Genomic DNA, 16,375 nt, shown 5'->3' with positions numbered 1-16,375 from the left:
CCGGATGCCGCTCCTCTCACACAGACAGGAATTTCCATCGACTTCCTGCCGTTTCATTCATATTACGCCTGGCTCTCGATGCCGTCGATGATGATATCGAAGGACGGAGCGGAAGCTTTCTCGGACTCGTGGAAGTAACCGTCATAGATGTAATCTTTGTACTTGTCCATGAGCTCTGCGTCATCCTCGGCTTTCTTGCCGTTTACAGTCCAGGTGTCAGTAGCGAATACCTTGAGGTCGCCGCTTGCGATGGAGTCCTCAACCTCTTTGACCTTCTCTGCTGTTCCTGCTGCAACTGCGTTCTCATTTAACTCTGTGAGCTTGTCTGCACCGTCTGCGAATCCGCGGCACCAGTCAGCCGGGATCTCTGTTCCGTCAACTACGCTCTGTGCTGCGAATGTGTAGTAGATGCCCCAGTCCATGGATGCGGATGTAAGAGCCTGTGTCGGAGCTGTCGCGATCATGGAGATGTTGTAGCCTACGCACGGAACGCCAGCTGCCTCACATGCGGTCGGAGCGCCTGTTGTATCCGCGTGCTGGGAGATCAGAACACAGCCGTCCGCGATCAGAGCCTCAGCTGCCTCTTTCTCAAGATCGAAGCTTCCCCAGCTGTTTGTGTAAGTTACTTCCATATGAGCTTCCGGGCAAACGGAACGTGCGCCGAGGAAGAAGGAAGTGAATCCGCTGATCACCTCTGCGTACGGGTAAGCGCCGACATAACCGATCTTGAGATCCATAGACGGATCTTTTTCTTTCATCTCGTTTAATTTCATTCCTGCGACAACGCCGGAAACGTAACGGGACTCATAAATATTTGTAAAGAAGTTGTGGAAGTTGGAAAGTCCGCTGGATGCAGCCTGGTAACCGGTTGCATGGCAGAACTGGACGTCCGGGAATTCCTCTGCTGCCTGTTTTACATAGTCTTCCTGACCGAAGCTGTTTGCAAATACAAGCTGGCATCCCTGATCCGCAAGATCGACAGCTGCGTCATAAGCAGTCTCGTCCTCCGGTGTGTTCCACTTTACAATTAACTGGTCATCCTTGAGACCTAATGCTTCCTGCATCTTCTTGGCACCTGCGTAATGAGCTGCGGTGTAGCCTTCGTTCTCATCGCCGATAAAGATGAAGCCGACTTTCAGATCCGCCGGATCCACGCCCTCGCCGGTCGTCTCGGCTGCCGCCGCTGTCTGATCCGCTGCTGCCGCTGCGGTCGTATCTGCCGCTGCTGCTGTTGTCTCTGCTGTCTGGCTGCTGCCTCCGCAGGCTGTCATGGAAAGAACCATGGATGCTGCAAGAATGACACTTAACTGTTTCTTCATAATGATCCTCCTCGTTATAAGGTTGTTTAATAAACAAGCACAGAAACATTATCGCACCTTATAATGTTTTTTTCAACTGTTTTTGACAAAATTTTTAGATTATCTTTTTGATGATCCCTGAGTATGACAAAGAAGACTTTTTCAGCAGCTGACATGTGAACTGAACAACAACTGAAAAGAGCCGGAACTTACATCCCGACCCTTCAACTTTTTTATCTTATTCTTCGAACACTCTATTCGTCCGCACTTTTCTGCTTTTCCAATAAGCACACGGTCTCGATCCCGGTTGTTGCAGGGAACATGTCCACACAGCAGATCCGTTTTGCCGTGTATCCGCCTGCCTGGAGAACAACAAGATCTCTCGCAAGACTCGTCGGTTTGCAGGAAATGTAGACCATGTGATCAACGCCGTATTTGATAATCTTCGGCAGCGCCTTCGGATGGATCCCGTCTCTCGGTGGATCCAGGACGATGAGGTCCGGGCGCTCTTCCAGCGTATCCAGCACCTTCAGGACATCTCCGGCGATAAAGTCGCAGTTTGTAAGTCCGTTCCTCTGTGCATTGATCTTTGCAGCCTCAACTGCCTCCTCAACGATCTCCACGCCCGTCACATGTTCTGCCGCCGGGGCCAGGATCTGTGCGATCGTACCAGTACCGCTGTAAAGGTCGAATACCTTTCTTCCTTTCGTGTCACCGATATACTCGCGGGCTGTCTCGTAGAGAACTTCCGCACCCAGGGAATTCGTCTGGAAGAAGGAAAACGGTGTGATCTTGAATTTCAGCCCAAGAAGCTCTTCCATAAAGAAATCCTGTCCGTAAAGAATCACCGTGCGGTCACTCTGTACCACATCCGCAAGACTGTCATTCTCCGTATGGAGAATTCCGGCAAAGGCTCCTTCCAGATCAAGCGCAAGGAGTTCCTCTTTCCAGCCTTCAAGTAATTCTTCCTCGTTCGCTTCACTCTTCCAGGTTCCTTCCGTCTGTGTGGAAGTCACAAGGTCCACAAGGATCTCCCCTGTCTTCACACCGCGGCGGACGAGAAGATGTCTCAGATATCCCACATGCGCCATTTTTTTATAAAATGTCGCACCCTGCTCCGTAAAATAGTCCAGAGTTGCCTTTAAGATCTTACAGCAGTCCGGATGCACCAGAACACACTGATCTACCGTCACGATATCATAAAAGCTGCCGCGTTTGTGCATACCGAGTGTCATCGGACCATCCTTGAATTCATCTCCGAAGGAAAATTCCATCTTGTTGCGGTACGCTCTCGTCAGCGGACTTCCCTTGATCCCCTCAAAGTTGTAGCCTTCCGGGAGAACCGGATCCAGGAGTGCACGGACCTGTCTCTCCTTGATCTTTAACTGCTCTTCATACGGCACGGTCTGGTATGTACATCCGCCGCAGTCTGCGCGATGCGGACATGCACCCTCGGCCTTTTCGTAATCTGCCGGTGTTACCACTTTAAGAAGCCGTCCCTCACATTTTCCCTTTCTCTGCTTCGAGATCGCGATCTCCACAGTCTGACCCGGAAGCGCGTTCTTTACAACCACTTTCTCCTCACCGATGTGGAGAACTCCCTTGTTCGGGTAATCCATCTTTTCCACCACTCCGGTGTAAATCTCACCTTTTTTCATCTCTTCTCCTTCTGTCTATATAAAAAAGAATTTTCTGTTAAAAAAAAATGTGCCTCGGCACATTCTCGCGCCGAGCGCGGTCGCTTGCGACAACCTTCATCTTCGCGCGAGTGTGCATCTTAGGCACGTAGTGCCTTTTTGTTTAACAGGAAGTTCCTGTTAAACAAAAGAGGCCGGGCAAGCGTACTCCCTGCCACAGCCTCTTTTCTGTCATGAGCACAAGACTTTTCACACTGCCATCCCGGCAGTCCGCGAACTTTTAAGCCTCTGTCTCCTCGTCCTCATCTTTTTTCTCTGCTGCTTTTTCCACTTTCTTCGGAGCTTCCTCCTCATCCTCGAAAAAGTCGTCATCGAAATCATCGTCGAAATCGTCCTCAAAGTCTTCCAGATAATCCGGAGTGAAGAAACGATAAACCGCATACGCGATCGCTGCTACTGCAGCCACTGCACCGATGATCGCAAGAATCCAGAGAATACAGGTCTTTTTCTTATCTTCTTCTTCTTTTTTATGAAGCAGTTCGTTCAGTTTGGACGCGTTCATAAGTTCTTCCATTTTACTGAGTGCGTCTTTACTCATCATATCGAATTTGTTCATTCTCGCACATCCTTTCTGTTTTTGCAGCTGTTTCGCTCTCCCGGAGCTCTCCCGGAGCTTTCACGGCTGCCGCTCTCCTGGTCGAACATTTCCATTCAAAGCGATATTTTTTAATAGTATACCATGCTTTTCTGATTTTTACTATCCTAAATTTTTGATCTCTTCATTCCAGCCACAGGATAACTGAAAAAACTGTTACCTGTAACAGGATTTTGCCGATGCTTCGCATTCCAAATCGGCAAAATCTGCGACCGCAACTGCATTATACGGAATTTTCAATTCAGAAAATTCCTATCCGTAAAAAGTAACCAAAAATCACCTGTTCTTTTCTACATCCTACGCATGGAGCCCTCCCCAAAAATATGGTAAAATTAAGTTGCTGTCGACCTCCAGCAGAAAGGAGGTGGTAGTATGGAATACATAACTGGATTCCTTGTTTCTGTCATGGCAAGTTTAGTTGGCTACTATGTTTGCAAATGGCTGGACAGAAACAACAGACAGTGACAGCCTGAACAGTTCAGCTCGCTGTAAAGAGCGAGAAAACCCCCGGAGCTAGCACCTCCGGGGGTTTTCGGGTAGTTGTGGAAATATAACTGGATTCCTTAGCTGTTATCTAGTATATGCGATTTCTCCGAAAAAATCAATCGCTAACTCAAATTTTTTTCAGCTTCGCAAACGACGCAAACATCTTTCTCGTTCCGACTGTCTCCCGGTCAAATTCGACCGTCACCTCGAAGTCTTTTCCGCCGTCCGTGATCGCTTTTACGGTTCCATCTCCGAACCGCATGTGATGAACCCGGTCGCCTTCGGAATAGTCAAGATTCTTTGGTTTTTCCACCGTAAACGCCTTTCCGAAGGCCGGCGTTGATGACGGTGTTCCCGATGTTTTTGACACATACGGACTCTTGTATGCATCTGACTTCTGTCCGAACAGGCTCACACCGGACGGACGGTCCTTACATCTTCCGCCGTGTCCTCCTATGGCAGTTTTCGCAGTTTCCGCAGATTTCTCCCACAGAAGTCCGGCCTTCGCAATCGCCTCATCAAAGTCGGCCGCGGTCTTCCTCCACCCGCTCTTTGAATCATCCTGATCCGGCCGCTCCAGGCAGACATCCGGGATCTCATTGATAAACCGGCTCGTTCTCGCATACTGCATTTCGCCCTTCACCATCCGGCTCTTTGCCGCCGTCAGGGTCAGCCGCTTCTCCGCTCTCGTGATACCGACATAGCAGAGACGGCGCTCTTCCTCTAACGCCTCCGGTCCCTCCATGAGCGACATCATGCTCGGGAAAAGTCCGTCTTCCATTCCGACAAGGTATACATACGGAAACTCCAGGCCTTTCGCAGAATGAAGCGTCATAAGGATGATCCGGTCCTCCGACTCATCCATACTGTCGATATCCGCAACCAAGGCAACCTCTTCCAGGAACTCAGAGAGACTCGGCTCATCCGCGCTCTCCCAGTAGGAGACAGCCTTATTGATCAATTCCTCGATATTTTCCAGTCTGGACTCGGCTTCCACCTCGCCCTCTTCCTTCAGCTCTTCCCGGTATCCGGTCTTTTCAAGAACCGCCTCGATCACATCTTTGATCGTTTTCTCTTCCCGCAGCATCTTTCGGAATTCACCGATCTGATCCGTAAACACGCCGATCTTTAACGCCGCTTTTCCGATCCCCGGAACCGCCTGAACCCGCTCCAGCGCCTCGTAGAAACTCATGTCGTTCTCCATCGCGAACATGTTCACGCGGGCAACGCTCATCGCACCGATCCCGCGTTTCGGGACATTGATGATCCTCTGGACAGCCAGATCATCCCGGCCGTTTGCGATCGTCTTTAAGTAGCAGAGGATATCCTTGATCTCTTTTCTCTGATAGAAGTTCACGCCGCCCACAAGATGGTACGGCAGGTTATATGCGATACATTTCTCCTCAAACAGACGGGACTGGGCATTTGTACGGTAGAGGATCGCGTAGTCCTTCCACGGACCGCCTTTTTTTACAATATCCCGTACCACCCATTCTGCCTCATCAAAGGAGGAGCCAAACTCCCGGAATACCGGTCTCTCGCCCACCTCGTTCTCCGTCCAGAGTGTCTTATCTTTACGCCCGGAGTTGTTCTTGATCACCTCGTTCGCGGAATCCAGGATCATCTTCGTGGAACGGTAATTCTGCTCCAGCTTGATCACCTTTGCGCCCGGGAATGTCTCCTCAAAACTCAGAATATTTTTGATATTGGCGCCGCGGAACCGGTAGATCGACTGGTCATCATCTCCCACGACACAGATGTTGCGGTATTTCGCCGCAAGCAGGCTGACCAGCTTAAACTGCACCGTATTTGTATCCTGGTACTCGTCCACCATGATATATCGGAAGCGGTCCTGATAATACTCCAGGACCTCCTGCTTTGCCTGGAAGAGCTCGACCGTCTTTACGAGGAGATCATCGAAATCCAGGGCATTATTCTTTTTCAGGCGTTTCTGGTATTCCATGTAGAGTTCCCCGATCCGCTGGAGTCTCGAATCGCCGTCAGCCTTTGCGCTTAGCAAAAACTCTTCCGGTGAGATCATCTCATTCTTTGCGGAGGAGATCACACCGAGAACGCCCCGCTCCTTTAGAACCTTCTGGTTCACTTCCAGATCCTTGAATATCTGCTTCATGAGCGTCTTTGTGTCATCGGAATCGTAGATCGAGAAATCTGTCGTATATCCGAGATTTTCGATAAATCTTCTTAAGATCCGCACACAGAGGGAGTGGAACGTGCTGACCCATACGCTGTCCGCACCGAAATCCACGAGTTGGTTGACGCGTTCCCGCATCTCACCCGCCGCCTTGTTCGTGAAGGTGATCGCGAGGATATTCCACGGTTTTACTCCTTTTTCTTCTATTAAATAAGCAACCCGGTGCGTCAGGGCTCTCGTCTTTCCGGATCCGGCTCCCGCCAGCACTAAGAGCGGACCTTCCGTGGTAAAGACAGCTTCCCTCTGCATCGGATTTAATGTATCATAATTGTTCATCCTGTTCCCCTTTCATGTTCCCGGATCCGGTCAGATCCGGACGTAATCTTTCCTTCCCGACCTCTCCCGCAACCGGAAGCATATATATGAATATTTTACCACAGGAACACTCGTTCGTGCAATCCCCTATTCCAAAACCTGAAGCAAAAATCCGGGAACCGCGTTTTGCATGTCTCCATGCAGCCGCGTTCCCGGACTTTCCTTTTTTCCCTGCAGACACAGTTTTCGGTTACTGCAGGGGATTTATGATCTTCTCTTCCAGAAAATATTTTTTAAAACTCCAGATAAGCACCTTTCATCGGGCTTGCCGCATGCTCGCTGAACATGCGAAGCACGCCGCTCTTGTAACGGAGCTCTCTCGGTTTCCAGTTTTTCTTTCTCTCAGCAAGGACTGCATCGATCTCCTCCGGAGTCTTTCTCTCGCCCTTGATGCCGATGATATTTAACTTTCTCTCCATAACATCGATCTCGATCAGATCGCCTTCCTCAACGAGGGCGATCGGGCCGCCGTCTGCCGCCTCCGGACTGCAGTGTCCGATGACCGGACCTGTGGACGCACCGGAGAATCTTCCGTCTGTGATGAGGGCGATGGAACGTCCGAGTTCCTTGTCGCTGCTGATCGCCTCGGATGTGTAGAACATCTCCGGCATGCCGCTTCCCTTCGGGCCCTCATAGCGGATGAAGACTGCATCGCCTTTCTGTACTTTATGTTTCAGGACTGCATCGAGGCACTCTTCCTCGCTGTCGAACGGTCTCGCCTTGAGGACTGCTTTGAACATTTCCTTCGGGCACGCGGTATGCTTGATGACAGCGCCTTCCGGAGCAAGGTTTCCGCGGAGAACTGCGATACTTCCATCTGTTCCGATCGCCTTGTCAGCCGGACGGATGATGTCCTGGCGTGTCACGGATGTTCCATAGCGCTCGTTGAACTTCTGAAGCCACTTCTCACAGCGCTCATAAAATCCGTTCTCTCTTAATTCCTTTAAGTTCTCACCGAGTGTCTTTCCGGTCACGGTCATGACATCCAGGTGAAGCTGATCCTTGATCTCCTCCATGATCGCCGGAACACCGCCCGCATAGTAGAAGCACTCTGCCGGCCACTTTCCTGCCGGGCGGATATCGAGGAGATATTTCGCACCGCGGTGGAGTCTGTCGAAGGTGTCGCCTGTAATCTCGATCCCGAGTTCATGGGCGATCGCCGGAAGATGGAGCAGGCAGTTCGTACTTCCGGAGATTGCCGCATGTACCAGGATCGCGTTCTCAAAGCTTTCCATGGTCACGATATCGCTCGGACGCATATTGTCCATCTTTGCGAGCTTTACGGCCTGTTTTCCGGCCTCTCTCGCATAGTTTAAGAGATCCGGGCTTGTCGCCGGCATCAGGGCACTTCCCGGAAGTGCAAGACCGAGAGCCTCTGCCATGATCTGCATCGTGGATGCAGTTCCGATGAAGGAACATGCACCGCAGCTCGGACATGCATTGTGTTTTGCCCAGTTTAAACGGTTCTCATCGATCTCTCCGCGCTCGAACTGTGCGCTGTACATTCCAAGCTGCTCAAGTGTCAGCATCTCCGGACCTGCGTTCATGGTTCCGCCCGGAACAACGACTGCCGGGATATTCACGCGGAATAATCCCATCAGGTTTGCCGGCATTCCCTTATCGCAGCTTGCGAGATAAACGCCCGCATCAAACGGAGTCGCGTTCGCGTGGATCTCGATCATGTTTGCGATCATCTCACGGCTTGCAAGGCTGTAGTTGATGCCGTCTGTTCCCTGGCTCTCGCCGTCACAGATATCGGTGCAGAAATACTTTGCGCCGCGGCCGCCTGCCTCTGCGATCCCTTTCTTTACTTCATCTACTAAAATATGGAGATGTCCGCTTCCCGGATGGCTGTCGCCCGCGGTGCTCTCGATGATGATCTGCGGCATTGCAAGCTCTTCCGGTTTCCAGCCGGTACCGATCCTTAACGGATCAAGCTCCGGTGCAAGTTTTCTCATTTCCTGGCTTTTCAGACATTTCATGATAGTTCCTTCTTTCTTTGTGTGGTGGGTATTATTGTGTATCTCATCCGGGCTGTCAACGTAAAATCTTACGCGAAGAATGAGATGATCAGCGCTACGATAAATCCTGTTCCGCCGACTAATGTCTCCATGATGGTCCATGTCTTTAAAGTCGTCTTCTCATCGATTCCGACAAGGGATCTTACCAGCCAGAAACCGGAGTCATTAAAGTGGGAGCAGACAGTCGCACCGCCTGCTACCGCTGCTACGGTACATGCGAGGTATAACGGGGAAAGCTCGCTGATTCCCGGAAGTGCTGCAACGATACCGGCCGCCATGGTCATCGCAACGGTTGCAGAACCAACGCTGATGCGGACAAGGACCGCAATGATGAATGCCAGTACAACGATCGGGAGATTCATGGACGCAACTGCGTTTCCGATCACATCTCCGAGTCCGGAATACTGAAGTACATATCTGAGCACGCCGCCGCACGCTGTCACAAGAAGGATCAGACCGGTCGGCTCCAGGGACTTTGTCATGACCTTCTCAAGCTCTTTCATCGTGTATCCATGTCTTAATCCAAGACCGAACATTGCGGCAAGTGTCGCGATCAGAAGCGCTACAAACGGCTCACCGAGGAACTCGAAGATCGGAGCAACACCTGCAAGAGCCGGTACAACACCGCAGATGGAGTCCAGGATGATCAGCACTAACGGGATCAGGATAATTCCGACGATCAGTCCGAAGCTCGGAAGTTTGGATTCGTCGATCTCTTCCTGGTTCGCTACGCTCTCCGGAACCGGAACAAAATATTTCTTTCCGCAGATGGATCCCCATACCGGACCGGCAACGATCATCGCGAAGATTCCGCAGAAGATTCCGACTAAGATGACCCAGCCGAGGTCTACATTCAGCATTGTCGCTACAAGGACCGGACCCGGTGTCGGCGGAATGAACGCATGTCCGACCGCAAGTCCTGCGAGAAGCGGAATAACATAATGAAGGGAGGAACGCTTTGTCTTCTTCGCGAGTGAGAACGCAAGCGGGATCAGAATGATCAGTCCTGCATCGAAGAATACCGGCATCGCGATCACGAGACCTGTGATACCGAGCGCCCAGGCGGCCTTCTCATCACCGAACTTCTTTACCATCGTGACAGCGATGGTCTGCGCGCCGCCCGATACCTCTAAGATCGCACCGAACATGGATCCCAGACCTACAAGCAGGGCAATTCCTTTTAACGTGTTTCCAATTCCATCATTTACTGCCGAAATAATGTCCTGTGTCGGCATTCCCGCGAGAAGTCCGATACAGATCGCACCGATCAGGATCGCGATCATCGCCTGAACATTAAACTTGATGATCAGGACAAGCAGGATCACCAGACCGATCAGGGCTGCCAGGACAAGGCGGGTCGGGTTGAGTACAACTCCTTCAGACATAGTGGATTTACCTCCCAATATATTTGTGTTTTTTGACGCGCGGCATCCGCATGATACCCCAGGACGGGACCGCGCTTGTGATGCATACCGTGAAAACCAGATGAGTACTGGAGCTTTCCGGCATTTTCATCAGACATCTCCGGGGATTCCGGCGCTTATTTTTTGTATTCGTCTGATGTCTTATGTCTATGTGCATAATCTAACATTTTTCTATACTTTTTGCAATACATGTCTGATGTATTTTGGCTTTTCTCTTTTTCGCACAAAAAAAGCAGGGGAAAATTGTGCATTATTTTCCCCTGCAATCCTGCTTTTTATTCCATTATCACCATGATCCGGTCATTTCCCTGACGGAATCATCAGACTGATGATTCCGGTGTAGATGTACCTGACCCTGATTTTTTATTTTCCCAAACAATCTGCTGCATTCTGTCCCGATTTTGCCGCCTCATCGTTACAGTACACGGGCACTCCATGCCCGCGCACTGTAACGGGATTTTGCCGATGCTTCGCATTCCGAATCGGCAAAATCCGCGACCACAACGGTATCATACGGAATTTTCAGTTCTGAAAATTCCTACCCGTGAAAAGTCACGCCTCGTCTCCCATCTGCTCGTAGGCCGTCCGCCGTCTTAAAAGCTCCTGCCGGTTATACGTCAGGTGCATCACCATCGCGCATCGCGCCCCCGTGGAATCGTGGGAAGCGATCGCCTCCGTGATCGCGCGGTGAGTCACGATCGTCTCCGTCCGCAGCGCACGTCTTGTCAGGTTCACGAACGTATTGATCCCCGAATTGATGATCGGGATCAGGGATTCCATGACCTGGTTTTTGCTGCAGCGGGCGATCCAGGTATGGAACTCGATGTCCTTCGGCATATGGTCCTTGTCCGCGAGATAGAGTTCCTCCGTCTCCTTACACAGCCTTTTTAGAGTCTCGATATCCTCATCCGTCGCATAGACAGCCGCCTTCGCCGCGATCTCCGGCTCCAGGATCAGGCGGACATCGAAGAGATCAAGCGCCAGCTTAAATTTATCGTGAAGTTTTGCGGTAAGTCCCAGCGGATCATCCTCGACCGGTGTCAGGCTTTGCACATAAGTTCCGGCGCCTCTTCTCACCTGAAGGACCCCTTTTGTCACCAGGCCCTTCACCGCCTCACGGATCGTACTTCGCCCCACCTCGAACATTTCCGCAAGTTCAAACTCGTTTGGCAGACGATCCCCCACCGCCAGCGGTTTCTTTTCTATATACTCCAGGATCCGGTCTTCGATCTGGCTTCCCAGGAGTTTCCGGTCTTCTTTTTTCTTTGTTTCCATATATTTTCCCCACATTTATTTCAAGTTGTCTGATGTCTTTATTATACGGGAGTTAAGAAAAACTGGCAAGGTAAAAATCATAAAAAGAATGTGCTTCGGCACATTCGGCGTCTCGCGCGGTCGCTTGCGACAATCTTCATCTTCGCGCGAGTGCGCATCTTAGGCACGCAGTGCCTTTTTATTTAACAGGAAGTTCTGTTAAATAAAAAAGATCCCGTATACAACCGGTACGTTCACCGGGATCTGTATACAGGATCCTGATCTTATCAAAGTTATTCCACTCTTACAGCTCATCTTTCACATATCCGGCCACATTGTAAGCATGGTCAGAGATACGTTCCAGGTTGCTTAAGATATCCAGGAATACAACGCCTGCGGACGGGTTGCACTCGTTCTTGGAGAGACGTTCGATATGCTTGTCGCGCATCTCTTCTTCCAGAGTATCCACGCGGTCCTCGAGCTTGCTGACCTGTCGGATATCTTCCATATTGCCATCATTTCTGGCTGCGACTGCATGATCCACCGCACCGATGGCCGCTACGGAGATTTCTTTAAGGTCCTCGATACCCGTCTCAGAAAAAGCAAGCTGATGTTCCTTCAGATACTGAGCTGCCTCTGCGAGGTTTTCCGCATGGTCGCCAACGCGCTCTAAGTCGCTGATGCTGTAAAACAGATTGCTGACCTGCACCTTCTGCTTCTCGTTTAAAGAGAGATTGTTGACCTTGATGAGATATTCGGTCAGCTTCTTATTTAAAATATCGATCTCTGTCTCATTCTTAAAGACCTCATCCAGATGTTCATACTTTCCCTCGACAAGAACACTCGTTGCAAGTTTTAAATTTGCAAGCGCCATCTTACCCATATGAACAACTTCCATCACGCCGACTTCCAGTGCAAATGTCGGAGACTTGAAGATACGTTCGTCGAGAACCGGAAGCTCGTCTTCCTTTTTCTCCTCTTTCTTCTCGTCCTCCTCTGTCTCACGCACGATCAGACCGGAGAACGCAACGAGCTGTTTTGCAAACGGGAATAGCATCAGGGTGTTCGTCAGGTTGAAAAACGTGTGGAAGATCGAGATCTGCAACGCATTGATACTTCCCTGAGCAATATCCGGGCGCATCATGGAGATCACATACATTCCGATCCCGAAGACGATCGCACCGAAACTGTTGAACGTCAGGTGGATCACCGAAGCGCGCTTCGCATTCCGGCTTGCGCCTGCACTCGATAAGATCGCAGTCAGACAGGAACCGATATTCTGTCCGAGTGTGATATAGATCGCAGCGTTCGTTGTCACGACTCCGCTTGCCGCCAGCGTCTGAAGAATTCCGACAGAGGCGGTGGAGCTCTGGATGATCGCAGTTACAAGCGCTCCGACCATGATTCCCAGGATCGGATTTCTTCCGAGAACCGCAAATGCCTTCGCAAAGATCGGAGCATCCGTGTACGGAGCAACGGAACTTGACATAAACGTCAATCCCACAAACAGGAGTCCGACACCGATACAGACCTCACCGACCAGACTTTCTTTCTTCTTCTTTGAAAACATCAGACAGAAAGAACCGATTGCAACAACAAGCGGTGCAAAGAAGGACGGCTGCAGCACTTTCATCGCATCACCGAGAGAGTTTAAGGAAACCATCCATGCGGTGATCGTCGTACCGATGTTCGCGCCCATGATGACGCCGACCGCCTGGGTCAGATTCAGGATCCCGGCGTTTACAAAGCCGACGACCATGACAGTTGTCGCTCCGCTGCTGTGCAGGATCGCGGTGATCAGGGCGCCAAGTCCGACCGCAAGGAGCCGGTTGTCCGTCACCATTCTCAGGAACTTGTTCAGCTTACTTCCGGCCGATTTCTGCATGCCGTCGCCCATAATGCTCATGCCGTACAGGAACATACCGAGACCGCCCAGGAAACTGAAGATACTTTCCAGATATCCGATATTCATAATGTCTTCTCCATTCTCTTTTGTCGCCGCCCGGAGTTTCGCGAGCAGCGGGCAAAATGCCGCCGTTTTCGACTTCTTCCGACGGATTTTCTCCCTGTGCTCCATCATATCATAGAGCACAGTATTTTTTCAATTCTAAATATAATATTTGTAAATTTTAGGTAAAGAATTCAAAATGAATTTCGGATTTTTAGTGATTGTCCCATTATTTTTTCCGGATTCTGATCGCATTTTTTACATCTTTGTGAAATGTTTCCCATTCTTCCGGATGGTCCACAAAATACTTCGGACAGATCTTACCCGTCACATCATAATGACGGATGATATCGTCCGGCTTCAGATCAAACTCAACACAGAGGTACGCGCACAGATTCACCAGTGTCTGATATGTACTGTCATAAAATTTTCCGGTCTCGTCCGGATGACAGCACTCGATGGAGATCGTGTCGCTGTTCCTGTTGTTGGAGGCGTAGGCGACCTCATCGAGCGGAATACACTGTACCACTTCTCCCTCAAGTCCGATCACAAAATGGCTGCTGGCTGATGTCGTCTTCGAACCCGTCTGATCTTTCAGACCTTCAAAATAGTTCCGGTTCTCCAGCGCGGTGCTGCAGGGATTCGCAACGTAATGGACCACGATCCCGTTTACTTTCTCCAGAGGAGTCTGCGGTCTGGAATACTTATTCGGAGTCAGAAGATCCACTTTTACATACTCCGGCACCTTTACATCTGCCGGGTTCACCTGTTTTCTCCCGGTAAGTTTCTTCGTCACGAGCACCGCTGTCGTGATCACGGCGATCACGACCACGGCCGCCAGACCCCCTAAGATCATACGGCGGATCCGCTCCTGTTTTCTTCGTTTTCTCCGGTTCTGTTCCCGCCGGAGTCTGCGCTCCTCGATCTCATCTCTGTTTGTCATCATGTTTTTTGTGGCTGTCACCGGTCGGTACTCTCATGCCCGCATGATCTGGCATTGTCCGGCCGGACAGTTTTTCCTTTCTTCTATTCTTCTAATGCCGGGCAGACTTTTTTTCCTGTCGATCGGTCTGCATCGGATTTCTGACCTTTTGACCCTGATATCATACTATAACTGAAAACAGTTCTTCTCAAACCGGATCAGCCCGTCCTTTTTCATCCTGGAAAGTTCCGCAGACAAGGCACTTCGGTCCACCGCAAGGTAATCGGCGAGCTGCTGACGGTTGTAGGGGATCGTAAACGTCTGCTTTTTCTGTCTCTCCGATTCGAAGGAGAGATACGCCATCACCTTTTCCCGGATGGACCGCTGTCCCATGTGATCGATCTTTCTCGTCAGCATGAGATTTTTCTTCGCCATAATATATAGAAGATTGTGGATCAGGCGATTGTGGTGGGAACAGGTCGGCGTGCAGACATTCAAAATCTTCCCGACATTCAGGAACAGGATCCGGCTTTTCTCCGCCGCCTCCACGTTCACCATCAGAGCTTCCCCCGGCATGCAAGCATAGGCCTCACCGAAGAGTTCTCCGCTCCCCGCATGTCCAAGGACCTGACGGTTTCCCCAGAAATCATCTCTGGAGATCTCGACACTGCCCGAGAGTACAAAGCCCATCGAATGGATCTCGGTCCCTGCGAGAAAGACAGCGTCGCCTTTTTCATATTTTTTTTCTACTGCGGAGAGACACTTTAAGATGCTCTCCTTTTCTTCGGGCTGGATTCCTGCAAAGAGCGGGGAATCCGGGATTGTTTCGTTTGTGAACATGGGAAGCTCCTTTTTTTGTGGAGGCAAGCTTTTGGCCAGGTGTGGTTCTCTTGCCACGTGCGGTCTTCTTGTTTTCATTTCATGAAAACAAGAAGCTTCGGGCGTCCGCCCTATGGAGATTTATGGCGAAAAAATTTCTTATGCAAGTGAACTTGCAACTGCTATCTCTTTTGGAAGTGCGGTCTTCTTGTTTTCATTTCATGAAAACAAGAAGCTTCGGGCGTCCGCCCTATGGAGATTACTGACGACAAATTTTCTTATGCAAATAAATTTGCAACGAAAATTTTTCGTCAGTAATCTCCGCACTTCAAACGTTTTCGTTGGAAATACAACATACATTTTTATGTTATTGTAGTATACTTACCCCACGAAAGTCAATCCATGACACAAAGTTACCACAAATTGATACCACGAATAATAACCGGAAATGCGGCTGAATGTTTGTCCGCATTCCGGCATGATACGAAAATCTGAAAGGGGAAACCATTATGAAAAGAACCATCGTAAAAATTGATGAAAAGAAATGCAACGGCTGCGGCGCATGTGCGGCTGCCTGTCAGGAAGGTGCGATCGCAATGATCGACGGAAAAGCAAAGCTGATCCGCGACGATTACTGCGATGGACTTGGAAACTGTCTTCCGGCCTGTCCGGCGGATGCGATCAGCTTTGAGGAACGTGAGGCTGCCGCTTACGACCATGAGGCTGTCTTAGCACATATGGCCGCGAGAAAGGCTGCTTCCCTGGCGCCTTCTGATGCCCCGGCCCCAAAGCCGGAATTTACCGGTTGTCCGGGTTCCATGAGCCGCACGATCTCCCACGCTGCGGCATCCCACAGTGCAACGATCCCGGGGCACTCCACACCGGTCTCCATGGAGAGCAGACTCTCCCAGTGGCCGGTCCAGATTAAGCTTGCCCCGGTCCGCGCCCCGTATTTTGACGGTGCGAAGCTCCTCGTTGCCGCAGACTGCACTGCCTACGCATACGGAAATTTCCACAACGATTTCATCGACGGTCATGTAACACTCATCGGATGTCCGAAACTTGATTCCGTAGACTACTCAGAAAAGCTCACCGAGATCATCAAAAACAACGAGATCCAGAGTGTGACCGTTGTCCGCATGGAAGTTCCGTGCTGCGGCGGGATCGAAGCTGCTGTAAAGAATGCCCTGATGGCGAGCGGAAAGTTCATTCCGTGGCAGGTCTACACGATCGGGACGGATGGACGGATCATGAAGTAACTGGATTTTGCCGATGTTTCACATCCTGAATCAGCAAAATCGGCTGCCGCAACTGTATCGTACAGAATTTTCAGTCCAGAAAATTCCTACTCGTGTACAGTAACATTACAATCATTATAAAGGAA

At 50.5% G+C, this 16,375-nt stretch carries 11 protein-coding genes; 1 reads left to right on the top strand and 10 read right to left on the bottom strand.

Going from position 1 to position 16,375, the window contains the following annotated elements:
- Window positions 1–62: 62 nt before the first annotated feature.
- The 10 genes from FN001_RS06210 to FN001_RS06165 all read right to left on the bottom strand — a co-directional run bounded on the left by FN001_RS06210 (window position 63) and on the right by FN001_RS06165 (window position 15,012).
- Complete coding sequence (locus tag FN001_RS06210) at window positions 63–1,319, bottom strand: BMP family ABC transporter substrate-binding protein (RefSeq protein WP_486463485.1); 1,257 nt, start codon at window positions 1,317–1,319, stop codon at window positions 63–65.
- Between the two features lie 233 nt (window positions 1,320–1,552).
- Complete coding sequence (gene rlmD / locus FN001_RS06205; RefSeq protein ID WP_142411174.1) at window positions 1,553–2,956, bottom strand: 23S rRNA (uracil(1939)-C(5))-methyltransferase RlmD; 1,404 nt, start codon at window positions 2,954–2,956, stop codon at window positions 1,553–1,555.
- A 259-nt stretch (window positions 2,957–3,215) separates the two neighbouring features.
- Window positions 3,216–3,551, bottom strand: a complete 336-nt coding sequence (locus FN001_RS06200) for a DUF4366 domain-containing protein (protein WP_142411173.1) — start codon at window positions 3,549–3,551, stop codon at window positions 3,216–3,218.
- Between the two features lie 652 nt (window positions 3,552–4,203).
- Entirely contained in the window at window positions 4,204–6,564 is a 2,361-nt protein-coding gene (locus FN001_RS06195) for an ATP-dependent helicase (RefSeq protein ID WP_142411172.1), read from the bottom strand.
- A gap of 272 nt (window positions 6,565–6,836) precedes the next feature.
- Entirely contained in the window at window positions 6,837–8,576 is a 1,740-nt protein-coding gene (gene ilvD / locus FN001_RS06190; RefSeq protein ID WP_486463490.1) for a dihydroxy-acid dehydratase, read from the bottom strand.
- A gap of 77 nt (window positions 8,577–8,653) precedes the next feature.
- A complete protein-coding gene (locus FN001_RS06185; RefSeq protein WP_118297819.1) occupies window positions 8,654–10,009 on the bottom strand; it encodes a GntP family permease in 1,356 nt (451 codons plus the stop codon).
- A gap of 591 nt (window positions 10,010–10,600) precedes the next feature.
- Window positions 10,601–11,323 carry a FadR/GntR family transcriptional regulator gene (locus FN001_RS06180; protein WP_118320813.1) on the bottom strand — a complete coding sequence of 241 codons (723 nt, stop codon included), beginning with the start codon at window positions 11,321–11,323 and terminating at the stop codon, window positions 10,601–10,603.
- A 283-nt stretch (window positions 11,324–11,606) separates the two neighbouring features.
- Window positions 11,607–13,274, bottom strand: coding sequence for a Na/Pi cotransporter family protein (locus FN001_RS06175; protein ID WP_142411170.1), 1,668 nt, complete (start codon window positions 13,272–13,274; stop codon window positions 11,607–11,609).
- Window positions 13,275–13,479: 205 nt separating this feature from the next.
- Window positions 13,480–14,196 carry a peptidoglycan recognition protein family protein gene (locus FN001_RS06170; protein ID WP_486463484.1) on the bottom strand — a complete coding sequence of 239 codons (717 nt, stop codon included), beginning with the start codon at window positions 14,194–14,196 and terminating at the stop codon, window positions 13,480–13,482.
- Window positions 14,197–14,358: 162 nt separating this feature from the next.
- A complete protein-coding gene (locus FN001_RS06165) occupies window positions 14,359–15,012 on the bottom strand; it encodes a Crp/Fnr family transcriptional regulator (protein WP_142411169.1) in 654 nt (217 codons plus the stop codon).
- A gap of 488 nt (window positions 15,013–15,500) precedes the next feature.
- Between FN001_RS06165 and FN001_RS06160 the strand changes: the two genes are divergently transcribed.
- Window positions 15,501–16,250 carry an ATP-binding protein gene (locus FN001_RS06160; protein WP_142411168.1) on the top strand — a complete coding sequence of 250 codons (750 nt, stop codon included), beginning with the start codon at window positions 15,501–15,503 and terminating at the stop codon, window positions 16,248–16,250.
- Window positions 16,251–16,375 lie beyond the last annotated feature (125 nt).

Origin of the sequence: Clostridium sp. Marseille-P7770, assembly GCF_902143525.1 — a bacterium.
In the GTDB taxonomy this organism is placed as follows: Bacteria; Bacillota; Clostridia; order Lachnospirales; family Lachnospiraceae; genus Pilosibacter.
The sequence above is the reverse complement of the archived record's forward strand: the minus strand, read 5'-3'. Positions and strand labels throughout refer to the sequence as shown.

Bases quoted from the DNA above. Each gene is read 5' to 3' on its own strand.
- FN001_RS06180 (WP_118320813.1), bottom strand. From the start codon at position 11,323: ATGGAAACAAAGAAAAAAGAAGACCGGAAACTCCTGGGAAGCCAGATC.
- rlmD (WP_142411174.1), bottom strand. From the start codon at position 2,956: ATGAAAAAAGGTGAGATTTACACCGGAGTGGTGGAAAAGATGGATTAC.
- FN001_RS06195 (WP_142411172.1), bottom strand. From the start codon at position 6,564: ATGAACAATTATGATACATTAAATCCGATGCAGAGGGAAGCTGTCTTT.
- FN001_RS06165 (WP_142411169.1), bottom strand. From the start codon at position 15,012: ATGTTCACAAACGAAACAATCCCGGATTCCCCGCTCTTTGCAGGAATC.
- FN001_RS06160 (WP_142411168.1), top strand. From the start codon at position 15,501: ATGAAAAGAACCATCGTAAAAATTGATGAAAAGAAATGCAACGGCTGC.
- FN001_RS06210 (WP_486463485.1), bottom strand. From the start codon at position 1,319: ATGAAGAAACAGTTAAGTGTCATTCTTGCAGCATCCATGGTTCTTTCC.
- FN001_RS06185 (WP_118297819.1), bottom strand. From the start codon at position 10,009: ATGTCTGAAGGAGTTGTACTCAACCCGACCCGCCTTGTCCTGGCAGCC.
- FN001_RS06175 (WP_142411170.1), bottom strand. From the start codon at position 13,274: ATGAATATCGGATATCTGGAAAGTATCTTCAGTTTCCTGGGCGGTCTC.
- FN001_RS06200 (WP_142411173.1), bottom strand. From the start codon at position 3,551: ATGAACAAATTCGATATGATGAGTAAAGACGCACTCAGTAAAATGGAA.
- FN001_RS06170 (WP_486463484.1), bottom strand. From the start codon at position 14,196: ATGATGACAAACAGAGATGAGATCGAGGAGCGCAGACTCCGGCGGGAA.